The 16,141-nt window shown below is 64.8% G+C and carries 14 protein-coding genes; 12 read left to right on the top strand and 2 right to left on the bottom strand.

Annotated elements, in window-relative coordinates; genetic code table 11:
- Window positions 1-7: 7 nt before the first annotated feature.
- Together flgK and QU44_RS08175 are read right to left on the bottom strand one after the other, a co-directional pair.
- Window positions 8-2,089 carry a flagellar hook-associated protein FlgK gene (flgK, locus tag QU44_RS08180; RefSeq protein WP_231621670.1) on the bottom strand — a complete coding sequence of 694 codons (2,082 nt, stop codon included), beginning with the start codon at window positions 2,087-2,089 and terminating at the stop codon, window positions 8-10.
- Window positions 2,090-2,190: 101 nt separating this feature from the next.
- A complete protein-coding gene (locus QU44_RS08175; RefSeq protein ID WP_081987927.1) occupies window positions 2,191-3,492 on the bottom strand; it encodes a flagellar hook protein FlgE in 1,302 nt (433 codons plus the stop codon).
- Between the two features lie 154 nt (window positions 3,493-3,646).
- Here QU44_RS08175 and QU44_RS08170 point away from each other — a divergent pair, with 154 nt between their 5' ends.
- The 12 genes from QU44_RS08170 (at window position 3,647) to ahpF (ending at window position 16,133) form a co-directional block, all read left to right on the top strand.
- A complete protein-coding gene (locus QU44_RS08170) occupies window positions 3,647-4,063 on the top strand; it encodes a flagellar biosynthesis repressor FlbT (RefSeq protein ID WP_033921452.1) in 417 nt (138 codons plus the stop codon).
- A complete protein-coding gene (gene fliI, locus QU44_RS08165) occupies window positions 4,060-5,385 on the top strand; it encodes a flagellar protein export ATPase FliI (RefSeq protein WP_033921451.1) in 1,326 nt (441 codons plus the stop codon). Before QU44_RS08170 ends, fliI begins: the two co-directional genes overlap by 4 nt.
- Window positions 5,382-5,834, top strand: a complete 453-nt coding sequence (locus tag QU44_RS08160; RefSeq protein WP_033921450.1) for a hypothetical protein — start codon at window positions 5,382-5,384, stop codon at window positions 5,832-5,834. The genes fliI and QU44_RS08160 overlap by 4 nt, the downstream gene beginning before the upstream one ends.
- Window positions 5,831-6,913 (top strand): hypothetical protein, encoded by a 1,083-nt coding sequence (locus QU44_RS08155; protein ID WP_033921449.1) that lies wholly within the window; start codon window positions 5,831-5,833, stop codon window positions 6,911-6,913. The genes QU44_RS08160 and QU44_RS08155 overlap by 4 nt, the downstream gene beginning before the upstream one ends.
- A 138-nt stretch (window positions 6,914-7,051) precedes the next feature.
- On the top strand, window positions 7,052-8,152 hold the full coding sequence (locus QU44_RS08150; protein ID WP_231621669.1) for a sigma-70 family RNA polymerase sigma factor: 1,101 nt from the start codon (window positions 7,052-7,054) through the stop codon (window positions 8,150-8,152).
- A 79-nt stretch (window positions 8,153-8,231) separates the two neighbouring features.
- Complete coding sequence (locus QU44_RS08145; protein ID WP_033921448.1) at window positions 8,232-8,765, top strand: hypothetical protein; 534 nt, start codon at window positions 8,232-8,234, stop codon at window positions 8,763-8,765.
- A gap of 89 nt (window positions 8,766-8,854) precedes the next feature.
- On the top strand, window positions 8,855-10,078 hold the full coding sequence (locus tag QU44_RS08140) for a helix-turn-helix domain-containing protein (RefSeq protein ID WP_231621668.1): 1,224 nt from the start codon (window positions 8,855-8,857) through the stop codon (window positions 10,076-10,078).
- A 130-nt stretch (window positions 10,079-10,208) separates the two neighbouring features.
- Window positions 10,209-12,083, top strand: a complete 1,875-nt coding sequence (locus QU44_RS08135) for a cation:proton antiporter (RefSeq protein ID WP_052134495.1) — start codon at window positions 10,209-10,211, stop codon at window positions 12,081-12,083.
- The gene (locus QU44_RS08130; protein WP_052134494.1) at window positions 12,080-12,682 is read left to right on the top strand and encodes an OmpA family protein; all 603 of its coding nucleotides are present in this window, start codon (window positions 12,080-12,082) and stop codon (window positions 12,680-12,682) included. Before QU44_RS08135 ends, QU44_RS08130 begins: the two co-directional genes overlap by 4 nt.
- Window positions 12,683-12,986: 304 nt before the next feature.
- Window positions 12,987-13,769, top strand: a complete 783-nt coding sequence (locus tag QU44_RS08125) for a transglutaminase-like domain-containing protein (protein WP_033921447.1) — start codon at window positions 12,987-12,989, stop codon at window positions 13,767-13,769.
- 124 nt (window positions 13,770-13,893) lie between these two features.
- Entirely contained in the window at window positions 13,894-14,457 is a 564-nt protein-coding gene (gene ahpC / locus QU44_RS08120; protein ID WP_033921446.1) for an alkyl hydroperoxide reductase subunit C, read from the top strand.
- A gap of 89 nt (window positions 14,458-14,546) precedes the next feature.
- Window positions 14,547-16,133: an alkyl hydroperoxide reductase subunit F gene (gene ahpF, locus QU44_RS08115; RefSeq protein ID WP_033921444.1), complete on the top strand. Its 1,587-nt coding sequence runs from the start codon at window positions 14,547-14,549 to the stop codon at window positions 16,131-16,133.
- Window positions 16,134-16,141 lie beyond the last annotated feature (8 nt).

The following is a 16,141-nucleotide window of genomic DNA, read 5'->3' as shown; positions in this document are numbered from 1 at the left end:
TGTTTCCTTAATTCAGCATCGCCAGCAATGTGTCGTACATCTGGCTTGCGGTGGTGATCATGCGCGCGGAGGCGGCATAGCTGTTTTGCAGAACGACCATGTTGGCCAGTTCCTCGTCGATGTTGACGCCCGAAAAACTGTCGCGGCGATTGACCGCATCGTTGCGGCGCGCGGTTGCGTCATCCAGCGCGGAATCGGCGCGCGATGCCGCCATCCCGAGATTGCCGAGCAGCGTCGCGGCGCGGGCCGCGCTGGTGGTGGTGCCGTCCTTGCCAAGATCGACCGTCGCTTCGAGCCGATCGACAAAGGCGGTTGCGCCGCGATTGTCGCCGACGCCCAGCGCCTTGCCACCGACCGGCACGCCGGTTTCCAGCCGGGCCAGCCCCAGCTTTTTCGAGTCCAGCAGAATGTCTTGCCGTACCCCTGCGCTGGCAACGCCGCTCGATGCACCGGTGAGCTGGACGATGCTGGCAAAGCCCTGGCCGGTGCCAAGCCGATCGGTCGAATCCGAAGCGACCGACAGGACCGCACCCTCGACATTGGGGTTGGCCTGAAACTGCACCCGCCCTTTGGTGTCCATCGCGAAGCTGCCAAAGCCGCCGAGTGGGCTGGCATTCAGCTCGGTGATGAGATCGGCAAAGCTCGGCCCGCCCGATCCGGTCATCGTGTACCGGGTCAGCGCCCGGCCACTGGCATCGCGCAGCACGATGTCGGTGGCTTGCCCCGCCGCGAAGCCGTGCGCGTCTGACGGCACGAAACCCGACGGTACCAGCGGGCTGCCGGCACTGCGGATCAGGTCGTTCAGCCCGAAATATTGCGAAAAGCCGCTGCCGCCGCGATCACTCGGATTGGTGGGAGGCTGAGCAACGACAACGCCGTCACCGGAGGCGGTGGCCTTGATCGACAGGACGCCATCGGTGAACGTCGCGGTAGCGTTGCCGCCAAGCCCGGCGTTGATCGCTGCAACCGCATCGTCGACCGTCGCGGTCGCGCCCAAGGCGGTGAAGTCCACCGTGGTCGACGCCACCAGTTCGCCATTGGCTTTGGTGACGGCAAATACGGCCGAGCCGGTAAAGCCCAGGCGGTCGGCCCCTGTCAGCGCGCCGGGGCGTCCCTGAAGCTGATTGGGCGCGGGCACCGTCGTTCCGGCATTGGACACGGCGTTCATCGATTGCGCGACGCCGGTAAACAGTACGCCAAGCTGTTCGTTGAAGCGCGGAAGGACGCGATCGCGCAAGTCGAGCAGCCCACCAAGCTTACCCCCTACCGCAGCCGATTCGATCGTATCGCCGGTGGCAGTGCCAACCCCTGTGCTGCCATCGGCAAACCGCACGGTAATGACCGGATAGGTGGTTTGTCCGTCGCCGCCGACCGAAGCCGGCATCGACAGCTGGCGCAGGCGGTTGTCGAGCAGCGGCACGCCCGATGCGGTGTCGATCGATACGCGGCCATTGGCCTGTTCGCGCACCGTGATGCCGATCATGCCCGACAATTCTTCGATCGCCGACATGCGTTGATCGGCGACCCCTGCCGAGCTGCGGCCGTTGCCATCGAGCCGGACGACACTGCCGTTCAGGTCATCGATCCGCTGCAACAGCGTGTTGATGCGTTCGACACTCTGGCTGATCTCGGACTGGGTATCCAGGCGAAGCGAATCGACGTCGCTGGTCAGCTGGTTGATGGTGACGATCGTATCTTGCACTTCAGCGGCAAAGGCGGCGACGGTCTGCGTCGAACCTTGCGCGCCGGTCATGGCGATGGCCGATGCCTTGATCGAATCGAGCCGGGCGGGTAGCCCGGATTCGGCACCGGGCGCGCCAAGCAGCGCCTGAAGCCGGCCCAGATAGGCCGACATCACTTCGGTATTGCCCATGTCGCTGCCGCGCCGGTACACGGTGGCTTCCAGAAAGCGATCGGCGATGCGACTTGGCTCGCCGATCTTGACCCCGTTCACCAGCCCGGCGGTTACCCCGGTCGTCTGGGTTACACGCTCGCGGGCATAGCCGGGCGTGTTCACATTGGCCATGTTGTTGGAAACCGAACGCAATCCGGCTTGCGAAGCCGCAAGGCCGGACGCCGCGGATGACATAATTTCGTTTAGCGACACACCCGCATTCCTTGTTCCCGCCCGGTCGGCGGGGCGCTTCCTCAAAAGAAAGCCATCCCCGCCCTGTCATCAAATGCGATGGATTAACGCTTCAGATTGCTGACTTCCTGCAGCATTTCATCGACGGTCGTGATGATCTTGGACGATGCACTATAGGCACGCTGGAACCGGATCATGTTGGTAAACTCTCCCGCCAGGTCGACGGTCGATGCCTCGAGCGTGTTGGCGGAAATCCCGCCGGCTCCCAGCGCGCCGGGTGCGTTGATCGACACGCTGCCCGACTGGTCCGAAACGCGATAGGCGTTGCCCGGCAAGCGGGTGAGGCCGTCGGCGTTCTGAAAATTGGCCAGCGGCAGCTGGTACACCGCGCGCGACGTGCCGTCTTCAAACACTGCGCTGACCACTCCCTCTTCGGAAATGCGGATCGACGAAACGCTGCCCAGCAGGCCGCCATCGACGTCCGATGAGATCAGCGACGATGGGCCGCCAAACGACGTCAGGCCGTCGAGCCCGCCATCGGTGCCAAGAGCGAGCGTGATCGGGCTGGAGGCGGCGCCGTTGGTCCAGGTGGGCGTCAGGGCCGCGAACATGCCGGGATCGGATGCCGCGCGGTTCAGGCTGCCGTCGGGGTTAAAGGCGATACCGCCGCTGGCAAGCAAGCCGCCGGGAGCGGTAACGTCGCTCGCAGGGGTGGCGTAGATTTCGCCCTCCCACGAATTCGGGCCGGTCTTGAGGAATGCCAACGTGACCGAATGGCTGCCGCCCTGTGCGTCGACAATGTCGAACGTGCGTGAGAAATGTGCCGGCGTAGTGCCGGCGGCAAGGTCGCCTGCGGCATAGGCGGCGGTAAATGCGGGGGTCACCGAACTGAGGTTCGCGCGCATCTGAAGCTGGCTGGTTGCGGCGGCGGTGCCGGTGAGCTGGCTGACGCGAACCGGCGTCAGTGCCGCAAGATTGCCGGTGTTGACGTATTCGCCCTGTGCGTCGAGCGGCCAACCCTGAAGATAATAGCCACCGGCATTGCGCAGAAAGCCGGAATTGTCGGGCGTGAACGAACCAGCCCGGGTATAAGCGATGTTAGCGTCCGCGCCGACGCCATCGCGCGTGATGAAGAAGCCCGCTCCCTCGATGCCGATGTCGGTCGAGCTGCTCGACGCCTGCAGCACGCCCTGCTTCGACACCAGCGAGCGCGTCACCGCGCCAACGCCGCCGGCGGAATAGGGAACACCGGGCCGGCCATCAGCCACCAGCGTGCGAAACTGGGTATCGGCGCTCTTATAGCCGACGGTGTTGATGTTGGTGATGTTGTCGGCAACGCCGGACATCGCCGTCGAATGTGCGTTGAGGCCAGAAACGCCGGCGTAGAGGGCTGAGTATAGGCTCAAGGGAAGTTCTCCGCGAAAAATGCCCCGATCGCAACGGGCGCTTGCCTCTTTGTAGGATGATTGCGCGGCTCGGGTACGGAAAACCCCTGATATTTGTGTTTCGACCAACCCGGCAATTTTTTCCTATAAAGAATTGAGAGATTGGGGATTGAACATGACACTGAAGATTGCCTTGCGCGACGGAGAGAAGCTGGTGGTGAACGGCGCGGTGTTGCGATCGGTCGGCCGCACCGAGTTATGCGTCGAAAACAACGTCTCGTTGCTGCGCGGTCGCGAGATCATGTCGCCGCAAGAGGCATCGACCCCCGCTAAGCGGCTCTATTATGCGTGCATGGTCGCCTACATCGATCCAGATGGCGCGACCGCGCATCATGACGAGATCATCGAATATCTGCGCGACCTGATCGGCGCGCTGGCATCGCCCGAAGCCAAGGCGGTGTGCGCCAGCTTTGCGCGCAAGGTAGCCACCGGCGATTTCTATCGTGCGCTTGCCGATTGCCGTGCGCTGATCAATTACGAAACGGTGCTGCTGTCCCCTATCGATGATCGGACGTTCGAGCGGGTGCAATGAAAAGCCTGGCCGCAGCGGCCCGGGAAATCCGCGAGCTATCGCCCGATCAGCGCTTCGGCCGGGTCGTCGGCGTGCGCGGCACCCTGATAGAGGTCGAAGGCCTGGACGGCGCGGCGCGGATCGGATCGCATATCGCGGTGAACGCAGCCGGCGGCGTGGTTGCCGCCGAAGTGACCGGGCTCGATCGCAGCATCGCGCATTGCCTGCCGTTCAGCGACCCGCAGGGGATCGCATCGGGATCGCGCGCCGATCTGATCGCGGGCTGTTTTTCGATTCGCCCTTGCGACGCCTGGCTTGGCCGAATGATCGATGGGCTGGGTGTGGCGATCGATGGCAAGGGGCCGCTGCCGATCGGCATGGATCCGCGCCCGATCAAGGCATCGCCGCCGCCCGCTGCCGAGCGGGCTCGGGTTGGGGGGCGGATGGGAACCGGAGTGCGCGCGCTGGATATTTTTGCGCCGCTGTGCAGCGGCCAGCGGCTGGGCCTGTTCGCCGGATCGGGCGTGGGCAAATCGGTGTTGCTGTCGATGCTTGCGCGCTGGACCGCGTGCGACGTCGCGGTGATCGGCCTGATCGGTGAACGCGGCCGCGAAGTGCAGGAGTTCGTCGAGGACGAATTGGGGCCGGAAGGGCTGGCGCGAAGCGTGGTGGTGGTCGCCACGTCGGATGAGCCGGCATTGATGCGCCGCCAGGCCGCCTGGACGACGCTGGCGGTGGCCGAGCATTTCCGCGATCGCGGGCTGAACGTGTTGTGCCTGATGGATTCGGTCACGCGCTTTGCGATGGCACAGCGCGAGATCGGGCTGGCCAGCGGTGAGCCGGCGGCGACCAAGGGCTATACCCCCACCGTCTTTGCCGAACTGCCGCGCCTTCTGGAGCGCGCGGGACCGGGCCGGGCGGGGCAGGGGGCGATTACCGGCCTGTTCACCGTGCTGGTCGATGGCGATGATCATAATGAGCCGGTGGCCGATGCGGTACGCGGCATTCTGGACGGGCATATCGTGATGGCGCGGCGGATCGCCGAGCGCGGGCGATACCCGGCGATCGACATTTTGAAGTCGGTCTCGCGCACCCTGCCCGGCGCGCTGAGCGACGAACAAAATATGACCCGAATCGCCGCGCGATCGGCGCTGTCGACCTATGGTGACATGGAAGAGATCATCCGGCTTGGAGCCTATAAAATGGGTTCCAACCCCGAGGTGGACCGCGCGGCATTGCTCGCGCCGCAAATCGAGGCGTTGCTTGGCCAGACGAAGCAGGATCGCGGCGATGTCGCGGCCAGCTTTGCCGCGCTCGACGCCATCATGGGACAGGAAATGTGAAAACACCCTATGACGCCGCGTTGCAACTGCGCCAGCGCGAGATCGACACGATCAAGGTGTCGATCAGCGTGGAGCACACGCACATGCGCGAATTATCGATGCATCGCGATGCGATCGACACCACCGTTCGCGACGAAACCGCGCTTGCCAGCCAGCATCATCAGTTTCCGTCGGACACGTTCGTCGCGCGGATGCGGACGAAGCGCGCCGCGCTGAGCCGCGAATATGAGGCGCGCGACCAGCGGCTCGACCTGCTGCGGATACAGGCCGCCGAGGCCTATGGCTCGCTGAGCGCGATCGGCGCGGCGGCCGATCGCCACCGTGCCGAGGCGTTGCGGGTCATCGCGATCGCAGAGCAGGACCAGATCGACGATTTTTCGGCGGCGCGCTTTACGCGGACGCTGAGCGCGGCCCGCCGGCTGCGCGCCGCGCGGACGGATAAGCCATGATCACCGCCACCGAGTTCGGGCGGCTGGCACCCAATGAGAAAGCGGCGCTGATCTATGCCCAGGCGCATGGCGATGTGTCGTCGCGGCTGTGGCGCGCGGCGCTGGGAAGCGGCGGTTTTTCGGGTGACGAACAGACCCAGGCGCGTTTGGCCGATAATGCCGACCTGAACCTCGATACGCTGCTGGCGCTGGCCGGGCGCGCGAGCGCGGCGCGAATCGCCCCGTCTCCCTCGGCTTCGCCGCCTGCCGCTGCTTCGTCGGCGCAGCTGCCTTTGTCGCCGCTGTCGTCGTCGCCAGTGTCTTCGTCGGGGCTGCCTTCATGGTCAGTTGACGAGGAGGCGGTGATCGACACCGGGTCGCGGGGGATGCCTTTTGGTGGCTCGGCAATGGCGACGGCAGCATCGTCGGGCGCGGTTGCGGGTCTCGGGGCCAATGCGCAATTCGGCCAGGCGCTGGTCGCCGCCGCCGAGCGGACGAAATTGCCCGCAGCGGTCCTCGCCGCGATCGTCGATGCCGAAGCGGCCAAGACGCGCGACGGCGCATGGCAGCCGACATCGCGCAATCCGCGATCGAGCGCTGCCGGGCTTGGTCAATTTCTGGGTGGCACCTGGCAAAGCGAGGCCGAACGTCCCGGCACCTGGCTGCACGACACCGCGGTTCGGCAGGGGTGGTTGGGCAGCAATGGCCGCGTGCTGCCGGGCGCGAAATCGGCGCTGTTGGCGCTGCGCTACGATGCAACAGCCTCGATCCATGCGACGGCGGACTATGCGACTCGCAGCCTGAGCCATCTGAAACAGGCCGGAATCGCGGTAGGCGGGAATTTGGCGACGATCGCCCATGCGGCGTATCTGGGCCATCATCTGGGCACCGCCGACGCGGTGCGGTTTTTGACCGACGGATTGGATAGCGGCCGAGCCAAGCGGCTGCTGGGCGCACAGATCGGCAGCGGTGCCGCCGACCGGCGAATCGGTGAGGCAAGCAGCGCGGCCAGCGCCCATCGTTCGTGGTTGCTCGACTTTGTGAGTCGCAAAGTGCAGCCCGATCGATTCGTTAACCTGATCCCGGCGGCCAACGGCTAGGCGAATTTGGGCGAGAAACTAGGAATAAGTATTCCTACATATAGGATTGGTAACAAAGCCTTATAGGGTTGGGTGCCAAACCTTGGAACAGGGATCAACGGGCACGGTGCCGGTCGGTTCCCATTCTGGGGGAATAAAATGTCGAAGATCACGATTGCACTGGAAGCCGCCGTCGCCACCGTCATCGCGGAAACCCCCGCAACCGATGGGAAGCCGAGTGCACGCCGCCGCGCCAATGTTGATCGCGCTTTTGCAACCATCCTGAAGCTGATCGCACCGCGCATCCGCCACTTCATCCGCCAATATGGCCTGGTGTCGCATTGGGAGGACGCCGAGCAGTGCTGCGCCATCGCAGTCCATCGCGCAATTATGGGATATGATCCTACCAAGGCGCAGTTCACGACCTTTGTGAACTGGCAAATCCGCGGCGAGCTGCAGAGCCTGCGCTTCCGCGTGATGACCGATCAGCGCCCCTCGGCCAAGAAGGTCGATGCCGTCACCGTATCGCTGCACGCCATGACCTCGAACAGCGATGGCGACGAAGCCAGCCTCGAATCGATCCTTGAGGACGAAAGCGCGCTGGCCCGCACCGAGGCGGGTGCCTCTGACTATCTGGCGCAGTCGGCCACCAATTCGCTGATCGAAGAATATATCGCCTATCAGCGCACCGTTGGCGTCGAGCAACTGCGCAAGCGCCCGCGTCCCAAGCGTGCGATCCGCGTCGAGCCGACCGAGCCCGGCACCGCAACGCTTCGCCGGTCGCGTGGGCAGGATTTGTGCCCGATCGAGCTGGCAAAGCTCGAAGAGAAGCTGGCGCGTGACAAGGAAATCGTCGAGCGCCGCGTGTTCGACGTCGTGGCAGCGGGCGAGGCCGACATCGATCGCGGCGTGACCAAGGAGCGGGTGCGGCAGATCACCAAGCGCGCCGCGCAGACCATCGCCGACCTGACCCAGCAAAATCCACGCTTCGCCATGATGGCGGAATATCGCAAGCCCAAGGCAACCGGCACCCGGACGCGCAGCCGCGCCGTCAACCTTGCCGAGACTGCGCCGATCTTGCCGGCCATCGGCCAGCCGCACAATACGCTGTCGCGCCTGGTGGCGGTCGATCCCGGCTCGGAGCCGCAGGTCGCGGCACGCTCGGGCCAGGAAATCGCAGACTGCAGCGGCGCGGATGAAGCGCAGATCATGGTGCAGCCAGTCGCCACCAACGCACCCGGCAGCAGCGCACGTCATTGACCCAAGCATGGGCCATGCGCGTGGATTGGCGGGTTTGGCGGGGCATTGTTTTCGCAGTCGTTTATAGGGTGGCTGGGTGTTGAAGAAGGCGGGCGCGGCAGAATCGTTCTTGCGGGCAGCGTGGGAAGGCATTGCCCATCTGCAGTCGCAAGACAGAGCGCTGGCCGAACTGGCACGGCCGATCGCGGAGCAGGCGCGGCCCCTGCTATCGGCCAGTCGATCGTTGCTACTGTCGATCACCGTCGTGCATGCCGATGATCAAGCGATCACGATGTGCTGGAATGGCGACATTCATCCGGTGCCACTGGAGCAGGCGTTGGAAAAGGACAGTTCCGTGCTACAGCGATCGCGCAGGCTGATCGAGGCGGCGGGGCGCGATGTGCTGACCGAATTGAGCCTGCGCTGGCCGGTGAACGCAGCGCCGCCAGCGATGGGCATCGTAACTGACGGGGGCGGGGTGGTTTTTTCTTCGCACCACCCTTCGCCACTGTCGCCGAACTGGTTGGCGATGCATCAGGCGGGTCTTTGCGCGCCCATGATATTGCTGGACTTTTCGCCAGAAGGGGCCTGGGCGCGGCTGACCGAGCCGATGTCCAATACGATCCGCCACTGACATCCAATTGAAATTATCGTTTTGATCCTATACTGACGCCCTAGCGGCGGAAGCGATGGGGCTTTGCCTGCGCTTATGGCGGATGCCCGATGGCTCGTACCCGATATTCATCGTCGCAGGGTAAACGCCCGCCGGCAGACCTCACCCAGATCGGCAGCGTGGCCGTAACCGACCTGATTTCGCCGGCCCCGATCGTGATCGATCGGTATCGCGCTTTTGTCTTTCCCAATCGGGTGCGCGAACAGCGCCAGCATTTGGGTTGCAGCAAGCTAATGCAACTCAGCAACGCTTTGCCATCGATACCCTATATCCGCCTGTCCAAGATCGAGCGCGGCGAAGTCGTTGCCCGTGCCGACGAACTGCGACAGATTGCACGAACGCTGGCGATTGCGCCAGTCGATCTGTTGAGCGACCTGAGCGAGCCCGGTTTCGACATTGCCGCCTGGGCCGAGCCGTTTCAGGACAAGCGCCCGGTACCGATCGATGAAGAGCGGATGGCGGTCCTGCTCGCGGCTTCGCTGCGGGTGATGCGATACGCCGATGCCAGGCTGACGATCGCGGCGCTCGATCGCGATTATGATCTGCCGCCGGTGATTCTGTCACGGCTGGAAAACGCCTATAAGACGCTCGACCGGTGGAATGGCGGGACGCTTGATTCACTGTGCCGCCTGTTTGGCGTGGTGGACGCAGCGGCGCTGCGGGACGAGGTGGAGCAGAGATACCGGCGAGGCGAGCTGGATGCCTTCGTCAACAAAATTGCCGATCCGAATATGCGGATGGCGCGTTCGCGCGATGTGACCACGTCGTTGCGGCACGAATTGTCGCGCGGCACCGACCGGCAGACCGAAGCCGATCCAGCCCGCCCGGCAGCCGCCAGATCGGAGCCTCACCAATCGCAATCGGCGGCCACGGCGGCGGCTGTCTCGTCACCGCAGGCCGCTGAATCGGCCCCCGCAGCATTGCCGGTTTTCGGGGTGCCGATTGCGGGCGGGTTGATCGGCTTCGAGCGGACCAGTGCGATGATCGACGCGCCGGCTCAGGCGGGGCCGCGCGCGTTTGCGCTGCGCGTGTGCCGCGCGACGCTGGGGCCGGGGCTGCCGGCAAGCGCGGTCGTCGTTGCCGACCCCGATCGCCCGACTGCGCCCGGCGGCCTGGTCGCGATCCGTACCGCCCAAGGGTTTCGGCTGGCCACGATCACCTTCGACCGGATGGGCGCTACCAAGGGCTATACCACCCAACCGGCGATGGAGATCGACATCGACGATATCGACCCCGTCGATGTGATCGCGATTACCGCCGCGGTCTATCCCTAGCGGCTCGCCGTCGAGCCATGCCGGGGTAAGGTCGATCATTTCCAATGGCATAGGCGGTTGACAGGCCGGGTGCCGTTGGCGGATGCCTGTTCGCGGCGGGGTGTATCCGCATCGTAACGCCCGGAGTTTCATGAACCACCTGGCCATCGTCATCGCGCTGATCGGCGTCATCGGTATTGGCGCGCAATGGATCGCCTGGCGTTCGGGCTTGCCGGCGATCGCGCTGATGCTGGTCGCAGGCATCGTCGCCGGGCCATTGACCGGGATCATCCGGCCCGAAGAAGATTTCGGCCATCTGCTCGAACCTGCGGTGTCGCTGGCGGTGGCGGTGATCCTGTTCGAGGGCGGACTGAGCCTGAACCTGCGCGAGCTTCGCCACGCCGAGGGTGGGGTGCATCGGCTGGTGCTGCTGGGGGTGCCGATCGGGTGGGTGCTGGGCACGCTTGCCTGTTATTATGTCGCGGGGCTGGTGTGGCCGGTCGCGATCCTGTTTGCCGGGATATTGGTGGTTACCGGGCCGACGGTGGTGATCCCGCTGCTTCGCCAGACCAGCGTGGCGGCGCGGCCGCGCGCGATCCTGAAATGGGAAGCGATCGTCAACGATCCGATCGGCGCGCTGTGCGCTGTCGTCACCTATGAGATTCTGCGCCAGGCGGGCGGCGGGGCCAGCGCGTTGCAGGTGACGCTGTCGCTGCTGCTGGCGGCGTCGGTCGCCGGGCTGATCGGCTTTGGAGCCGCGCGCGCGCTGGGATGGGCGCTGCCGCGCGGGCATATCCCCGAATATCTCAAGGCACCGGTACTGCTGGTGGTGGTGATCGGCACCTTTGTCGGATCGAACGCGATCCAGCAGGAAACCGGATTGCTGGCGGTGACGGTGATGGGAATCGCGCTGGCCAATATGGGGCTGACCAGCCTTCGCGACATCGTGTCGTTCAAGGAGGACATGACGATCATCCTGGTGTCGGGAGTGTTCGTGCTGCTGTCGGCATCGCTCGACCTGTCGGTGCTTCGCCAATTTGAATGGCGATTCGGGTTATTCCTTTTGACGTTGCTGTTCGTCGTTCGCCCCGCCACCGTGCTGCTGAGCCTTGCGTTCAGCCGGATTCCGTGGCGCGAGCGGTTGTTCGTCGGCTGGATCGCGCCGCGCGGCATCGTCGCGGTGGCGATTTCGGGACTGTTCGCGCTGCGGCTGGACAATCTGGGCTATGGCGATGGCGGGACGTTGGTGGCGCTGTCGTTCGCGGTGGTCGCGGCGACCATCGTCGCGCATGGCTTCAGCATCGGCGTGGTGGCCAAGCTGCTGGGGCTGACGGTGCCTGGCGGTCACGGCATTTTGATCGTCGGCGCGACGCACTGGGGGCTTTCACTGGCTGAGGCTTTGCGGGGGGCGGGGGTTAGCGTGGTGGTGAGCGATACCAGTTGGCAGCGGCTGGCACCGGCGCGCGCGGCGGGGATTCCGATCTATCATGGCGAAATCCTGAGCGAAGCGACCGAGGATCGGCTCGACCTGCAGCAATTCGGCACGATGGCGGCGGTGACCGAGAACGAGGCGTATAACGCGCTGGTGTGCAATGAATTCGCCCCCGAACTCGGCCGCGACAATGTGTATCAGCTGGGCGATGCCGCCGGCGATGATCCGCGCAGCCTGCCCGCCACGCTGCGCGGACGGGCGCTGTTCGGGTCGGGCCTGGGGGTCGAGGATCTGGCGCGCCACGATGCCGCCGGCTGGGCCTTTGCCAGCATCGACGGCGCGGACAGCGCGCGATTGCAGTCGGGCGCTACGGTCGAGGCAGGCGGGGTCGAGGCAGGCGGGGTCGAGGCGGGCGGGGTCGAGCCGCTGCTGCTGATCCGCGCCAATGGCGGCATCCGCTTCTTTACCCATGCCTCGCGCCCCAGCGCCGCCGCTGGCGACACCGTGCTAATCTATGGCCCCCGCGATGAAATTGCCGCCTGGAAGCCTACCGAAGTGCCGCCCCCGCCACCGCCAGAGGCCAGCGACCCATGACCCTGCGTTCGATGTTTCCGCTGCTGTTGCTGCCACTATCATCGGCATGTGACCGCCCCGCGCCACCGCCCGCCGCGCCAAAGGACAATGCGGCGCGCGAGGCGCAACCCAGCCAGTCGATCATGCAGCCCAAGGTGATCGCAGAGATCAAGCCTGCCCCCGCGCCGGTGGCAACGCCCGAGCCGGTGCGCTTGCCGGAGACGACCATCGCCTTTGCAGCAGGCGCTGCACTCGATCAGGCGGGACGAACCGCGCTCGACGCACTGTTGGCCGATCCGGCGCTTCCCGACGCGGCGCGCTATGTGCTGCGCGGCAGCAGCGATTCACAGGGCAGCGATGCCGATAATCTGGCGACGGCGCGCCGCCGCGCGCAAGCGGTGCGGGCGTATCTGGTCGAGCAAGGGGTAGCCGCCGATCGGATTACGGTCATCGCGCTTGGCGAGCACCGCCCGGTCGCGCCCAATGCGACCTTGGACGGGGCCGATGACCCCGCCGGCCGCGCGCGCAATCGCCGGGTCGATGTCGAGGTGTTGGCACCCACGACCCAGGCCGAGCCGACGCCCGACCTGCCCGCCGCAACCGATCGCGCCGAGCCTTGAAAAGCGAAAGGCCGCCCCTTGTCGGAGCGGCCTTTCCATTGTCGACTGAAGTCGGCAACGAGTCAGATGCAGACGTATCCCGCCGAGGCGATCATGGTTGCGCCCGAAGCCGCGTTCAGTGCGTGACAATGAGACATTCGATCACCTCCTTTCAGTTGTTGACGATGATGCAAAGATGGCCCGTGGCGCGCGGGTTGCAAGGCTGGGGCGGCAATAATCGGCGAAGAAGGCCGCAACGATCGCCATTTTCAAAGATCGCAGGGGGGACTTGGCGACGGGCAGGGGGCAACCCCATGTTCAGGGCATGAACGATGATCTGATCCAGCTTGGCCTGATCGACGAGGCCGACATCCTGCTCGATGAAGCCGCGCTGTTGCTGGCGCTGTGCGATCACCCGCAAACCGATCCCACGCCCTATCACGACTTGCTGGACGCAGCGGCGGCCCGGCTCGATTCGCTGAATGGTGGCACCAGCGACGCCGATGATCGCGCCGACAGCCTGTCGGCGGTGTTCGGCGACGAGCTTGGCTTTAACGGCGACGAGCAAAGCTATGACGATCCGGCCAATGCCGATCTGATCGGCGTGATCGATCGCCGCCGCGGGCTGCCGATAAGCCTGTCGATCCTGTATGTCGCGGCGGCGCGCAGGCTTGGCTGGACCGCCAATATCCTCGACGTGCCGGGGCATGTGCTGGTGCTGGTGGGGCAGGAAGCCGCGCCGGTGATCGTCGATCCGTTTCGCGGCGGCGCGCGGGTGGGCCGCGATCGGCTGGCCACGCTGATGACCGGCGTCGCCAACCATGTCGCGGTAATGCCCAATCGCGCGATCCTGGTGCGGCTGTTGCTGAACCAGGCATCGCGCGCCGAGCGGGCGGGCAAGGGGCGGCGGGCGCTGGAGCTGTATCGGCGGATGACGGCGGTCGCGCCGGGCTTTGTCCAGCCGTGGTGGGAGCGTGCCCGGCTGGAACTGGTCGACAATGACTTTGCCGCCGCTCGCGTGAGTTTAAGCGCGATACTGGAGGTCACCCGTGATCCTGCGGTGCGGCATCGCGTGACCAAGACATTGCGCGCCTTGCCGGTGTCTTAACTACGTCCGACGGGATTTTTCGGGACATAGATCGACAAAGCCGATTACTGCGATGCAGCATTATCATTGTCGCGATGCGGCATGAGCCCCTATATCCGGCATTCAGGATTTAACGGAGGTTCCCATGTCGCTCATCGGTAGCAAGCTCAAGCCATTCACCACCCAGGCGTATAAGGAAGGCAAGTTCGTGTCGGTCAGCGACACCGATGTCGCCGGCAAGTGGGCGATATTTTTCTTTTACCCAGCCGATTTCACCTTCGTCTGCCCGACCGAGCTGGAAGATCTGGCCGATGTGTACCCCACGCTGCAGCGCATGGGCGTCGAGGTCTATTCGGTGTCGACCGACACGCATTTCAGCCACAAGGCATGGCACGACAGCTCGCCGGCGATCGGCAAGATCAACTATTACATGCTGGGCGATCAGAGCCATGCGATCAGCAACAACTTCCAGATCCTGCGCGAAGGCCAGGGCCTGGCCGATCGTGGCACCTTCGTGATCGATCCCGAGGGCGTCATCCAGCTGATGGAAGTCACGTCGGAAGGCGTCGGCCGCAACGCAGCCGAGCTGCTGCGCAAGATCAAGGCAGCACAATATATCGCGGCGCATCCGGGTGAAGTCTGCCCGGCCAAGTGGGAAGAGGGCGAAGAGACGCTCGCCCCCAGCCTCGACCTGGTCGGCAAGATCTAAACCGCTCTACCCCTTGGGGGCGACCACGGCCCGGGGTGGAGTTTGCTTCCGCTCCGGGCCGTATCGTTTCTGCATTATCGGAGTTTCCTATGCTCGACGCCAATCTGACGCAGCAGCTTAAGGCCTATCTGGTCAATATCCGCGAGCCGATCGAACTGGTCGCGAGCCTGGGCGATGATGCCAAATCGCGCCAGATGGGCGAGTTGCTGAACGAAATCGCCGCGCTGTCGGACCAGGTGACCGTCGTCACCGGCCATGACCGCCGCACCCCCAGCTTCATGATCCGCCGCGTCGGCACCGACATCGGCGTCCGCTTTGCCGGGTTGCCGATGGGGCATGAATTCACCAGCCTGGTGCTGGCACTGCTCCAGGTGGGCGGCCATCCGTCGAAGGCGGCGCAGGATCTGCTCGATCAGGTCCGCGGGCTGGAGGGCAGCTATAATTTCGAGACCTATTTCTCGCTGTCGTGCCAGAATTGCCCCGATGTGGTGCAGGCGCTGAACCTGATGGCGGTGCTGAACCCCGGCATCACGCATACCGCGATCGACGGCGCGCTGTTTCAGGACGAAGTCAACGAGCGCAAGGTGATGGCGGTACCGACCGTCTATCTGAACGGCGAGACATTCGGCCAGGGCCGGATGGAGCTGGAGCAGATCGTCGCCCGGCTCGACACCGGCGCGAGCGCAAAGGCTGCGGCCAAGATCGCGCAAAAGGAGCCGTTTGAAGTGCTGATCGTCGGCGGTGGCCCCGCAGGCGCGGCGGCGGCGATCTATACCGCGCGCAAGGGCATCCGCACCGGCATCGCCGCCGAGCGTTTCGGCGGGCAGGTGCTCGACACGATGGCGATCGAGAATTTCATCTCGGTGCCGCATACCGAGGGGCCAAAGCTGGTCGCGCATCTGGAACAGCATGTCGCCGACTATGATGTCGATGTGATGAACCTGCAGCGCGCGCAAAAGCTGATCCCGGCGACCGGCGAAGGCGGGCTGCACGAAGTGGTGCTGGAAAACGGGGCGTCGCTGAAGGCGCGTTCGGTGATCCTGGCGACCGGCGCGCGCTGGCGGCAGATGAACGTGCCCGGCGAAGACCAGTATAAGAACAAGGGCGTCGCATATTGCCCGCATTGCGACGGGCCGTTGTTCAAGGGCAAGCGCGTCGCGGTGATCGGCGGCGGCAATTCGGGCGTCGAGGCCGCGATCGACCTTGCCGGTATCGTCGCGCATGTGACGCTGATCGAATATGACAGCGCATTGCGCGCCGATGCGGTGTTGCAGCGCAAGCTGGCCAGCCTGCCGAACGTGCAGATCGTCACCTCGGCGCTGACCACCGAAGTGCTGGGCGACGGCAGCAAGGTGAACGGGCTGGTCTATAAGGACCGCAACAGCGACGCCCTCCACCAGGTCGCGCTGGAGGGTATCTTCGTCCAGATCGGGCTGGTGCCCAACACCGAATGGCTGCGCGGCGCGGTCGGCCTTAGCCCGCATGGCGAGATCGAGGTCGATCATCGCGGCCACACCTCGCAGCCCGGCATCTTTGCCGCGGGCGATGTGACGACGATCCCGTTCAAGCAGATCATCATCGCGATGGGTGACGGGTCGAAGGCGGGGCTGTCGGCGTTCGACTATCTGATCCGGCTGCCGGCGGAGGAAACGCGCGACTGGGAACAGGCGGCCTGATCCTTGCC

Source organism: Sphingomonas sp. 37zxx (assembly GCF_000786205.1).
Taxonomy (GTDB): domain Bacteria; phylum Pseudomonadota; class Alphaproteobacteria; order Sphingomonadales; family Sphingomonadaceae; genus Sphingomonas.
This window is presented reverse-complemented; position numbering and strand designations above follow the sequence as displayed.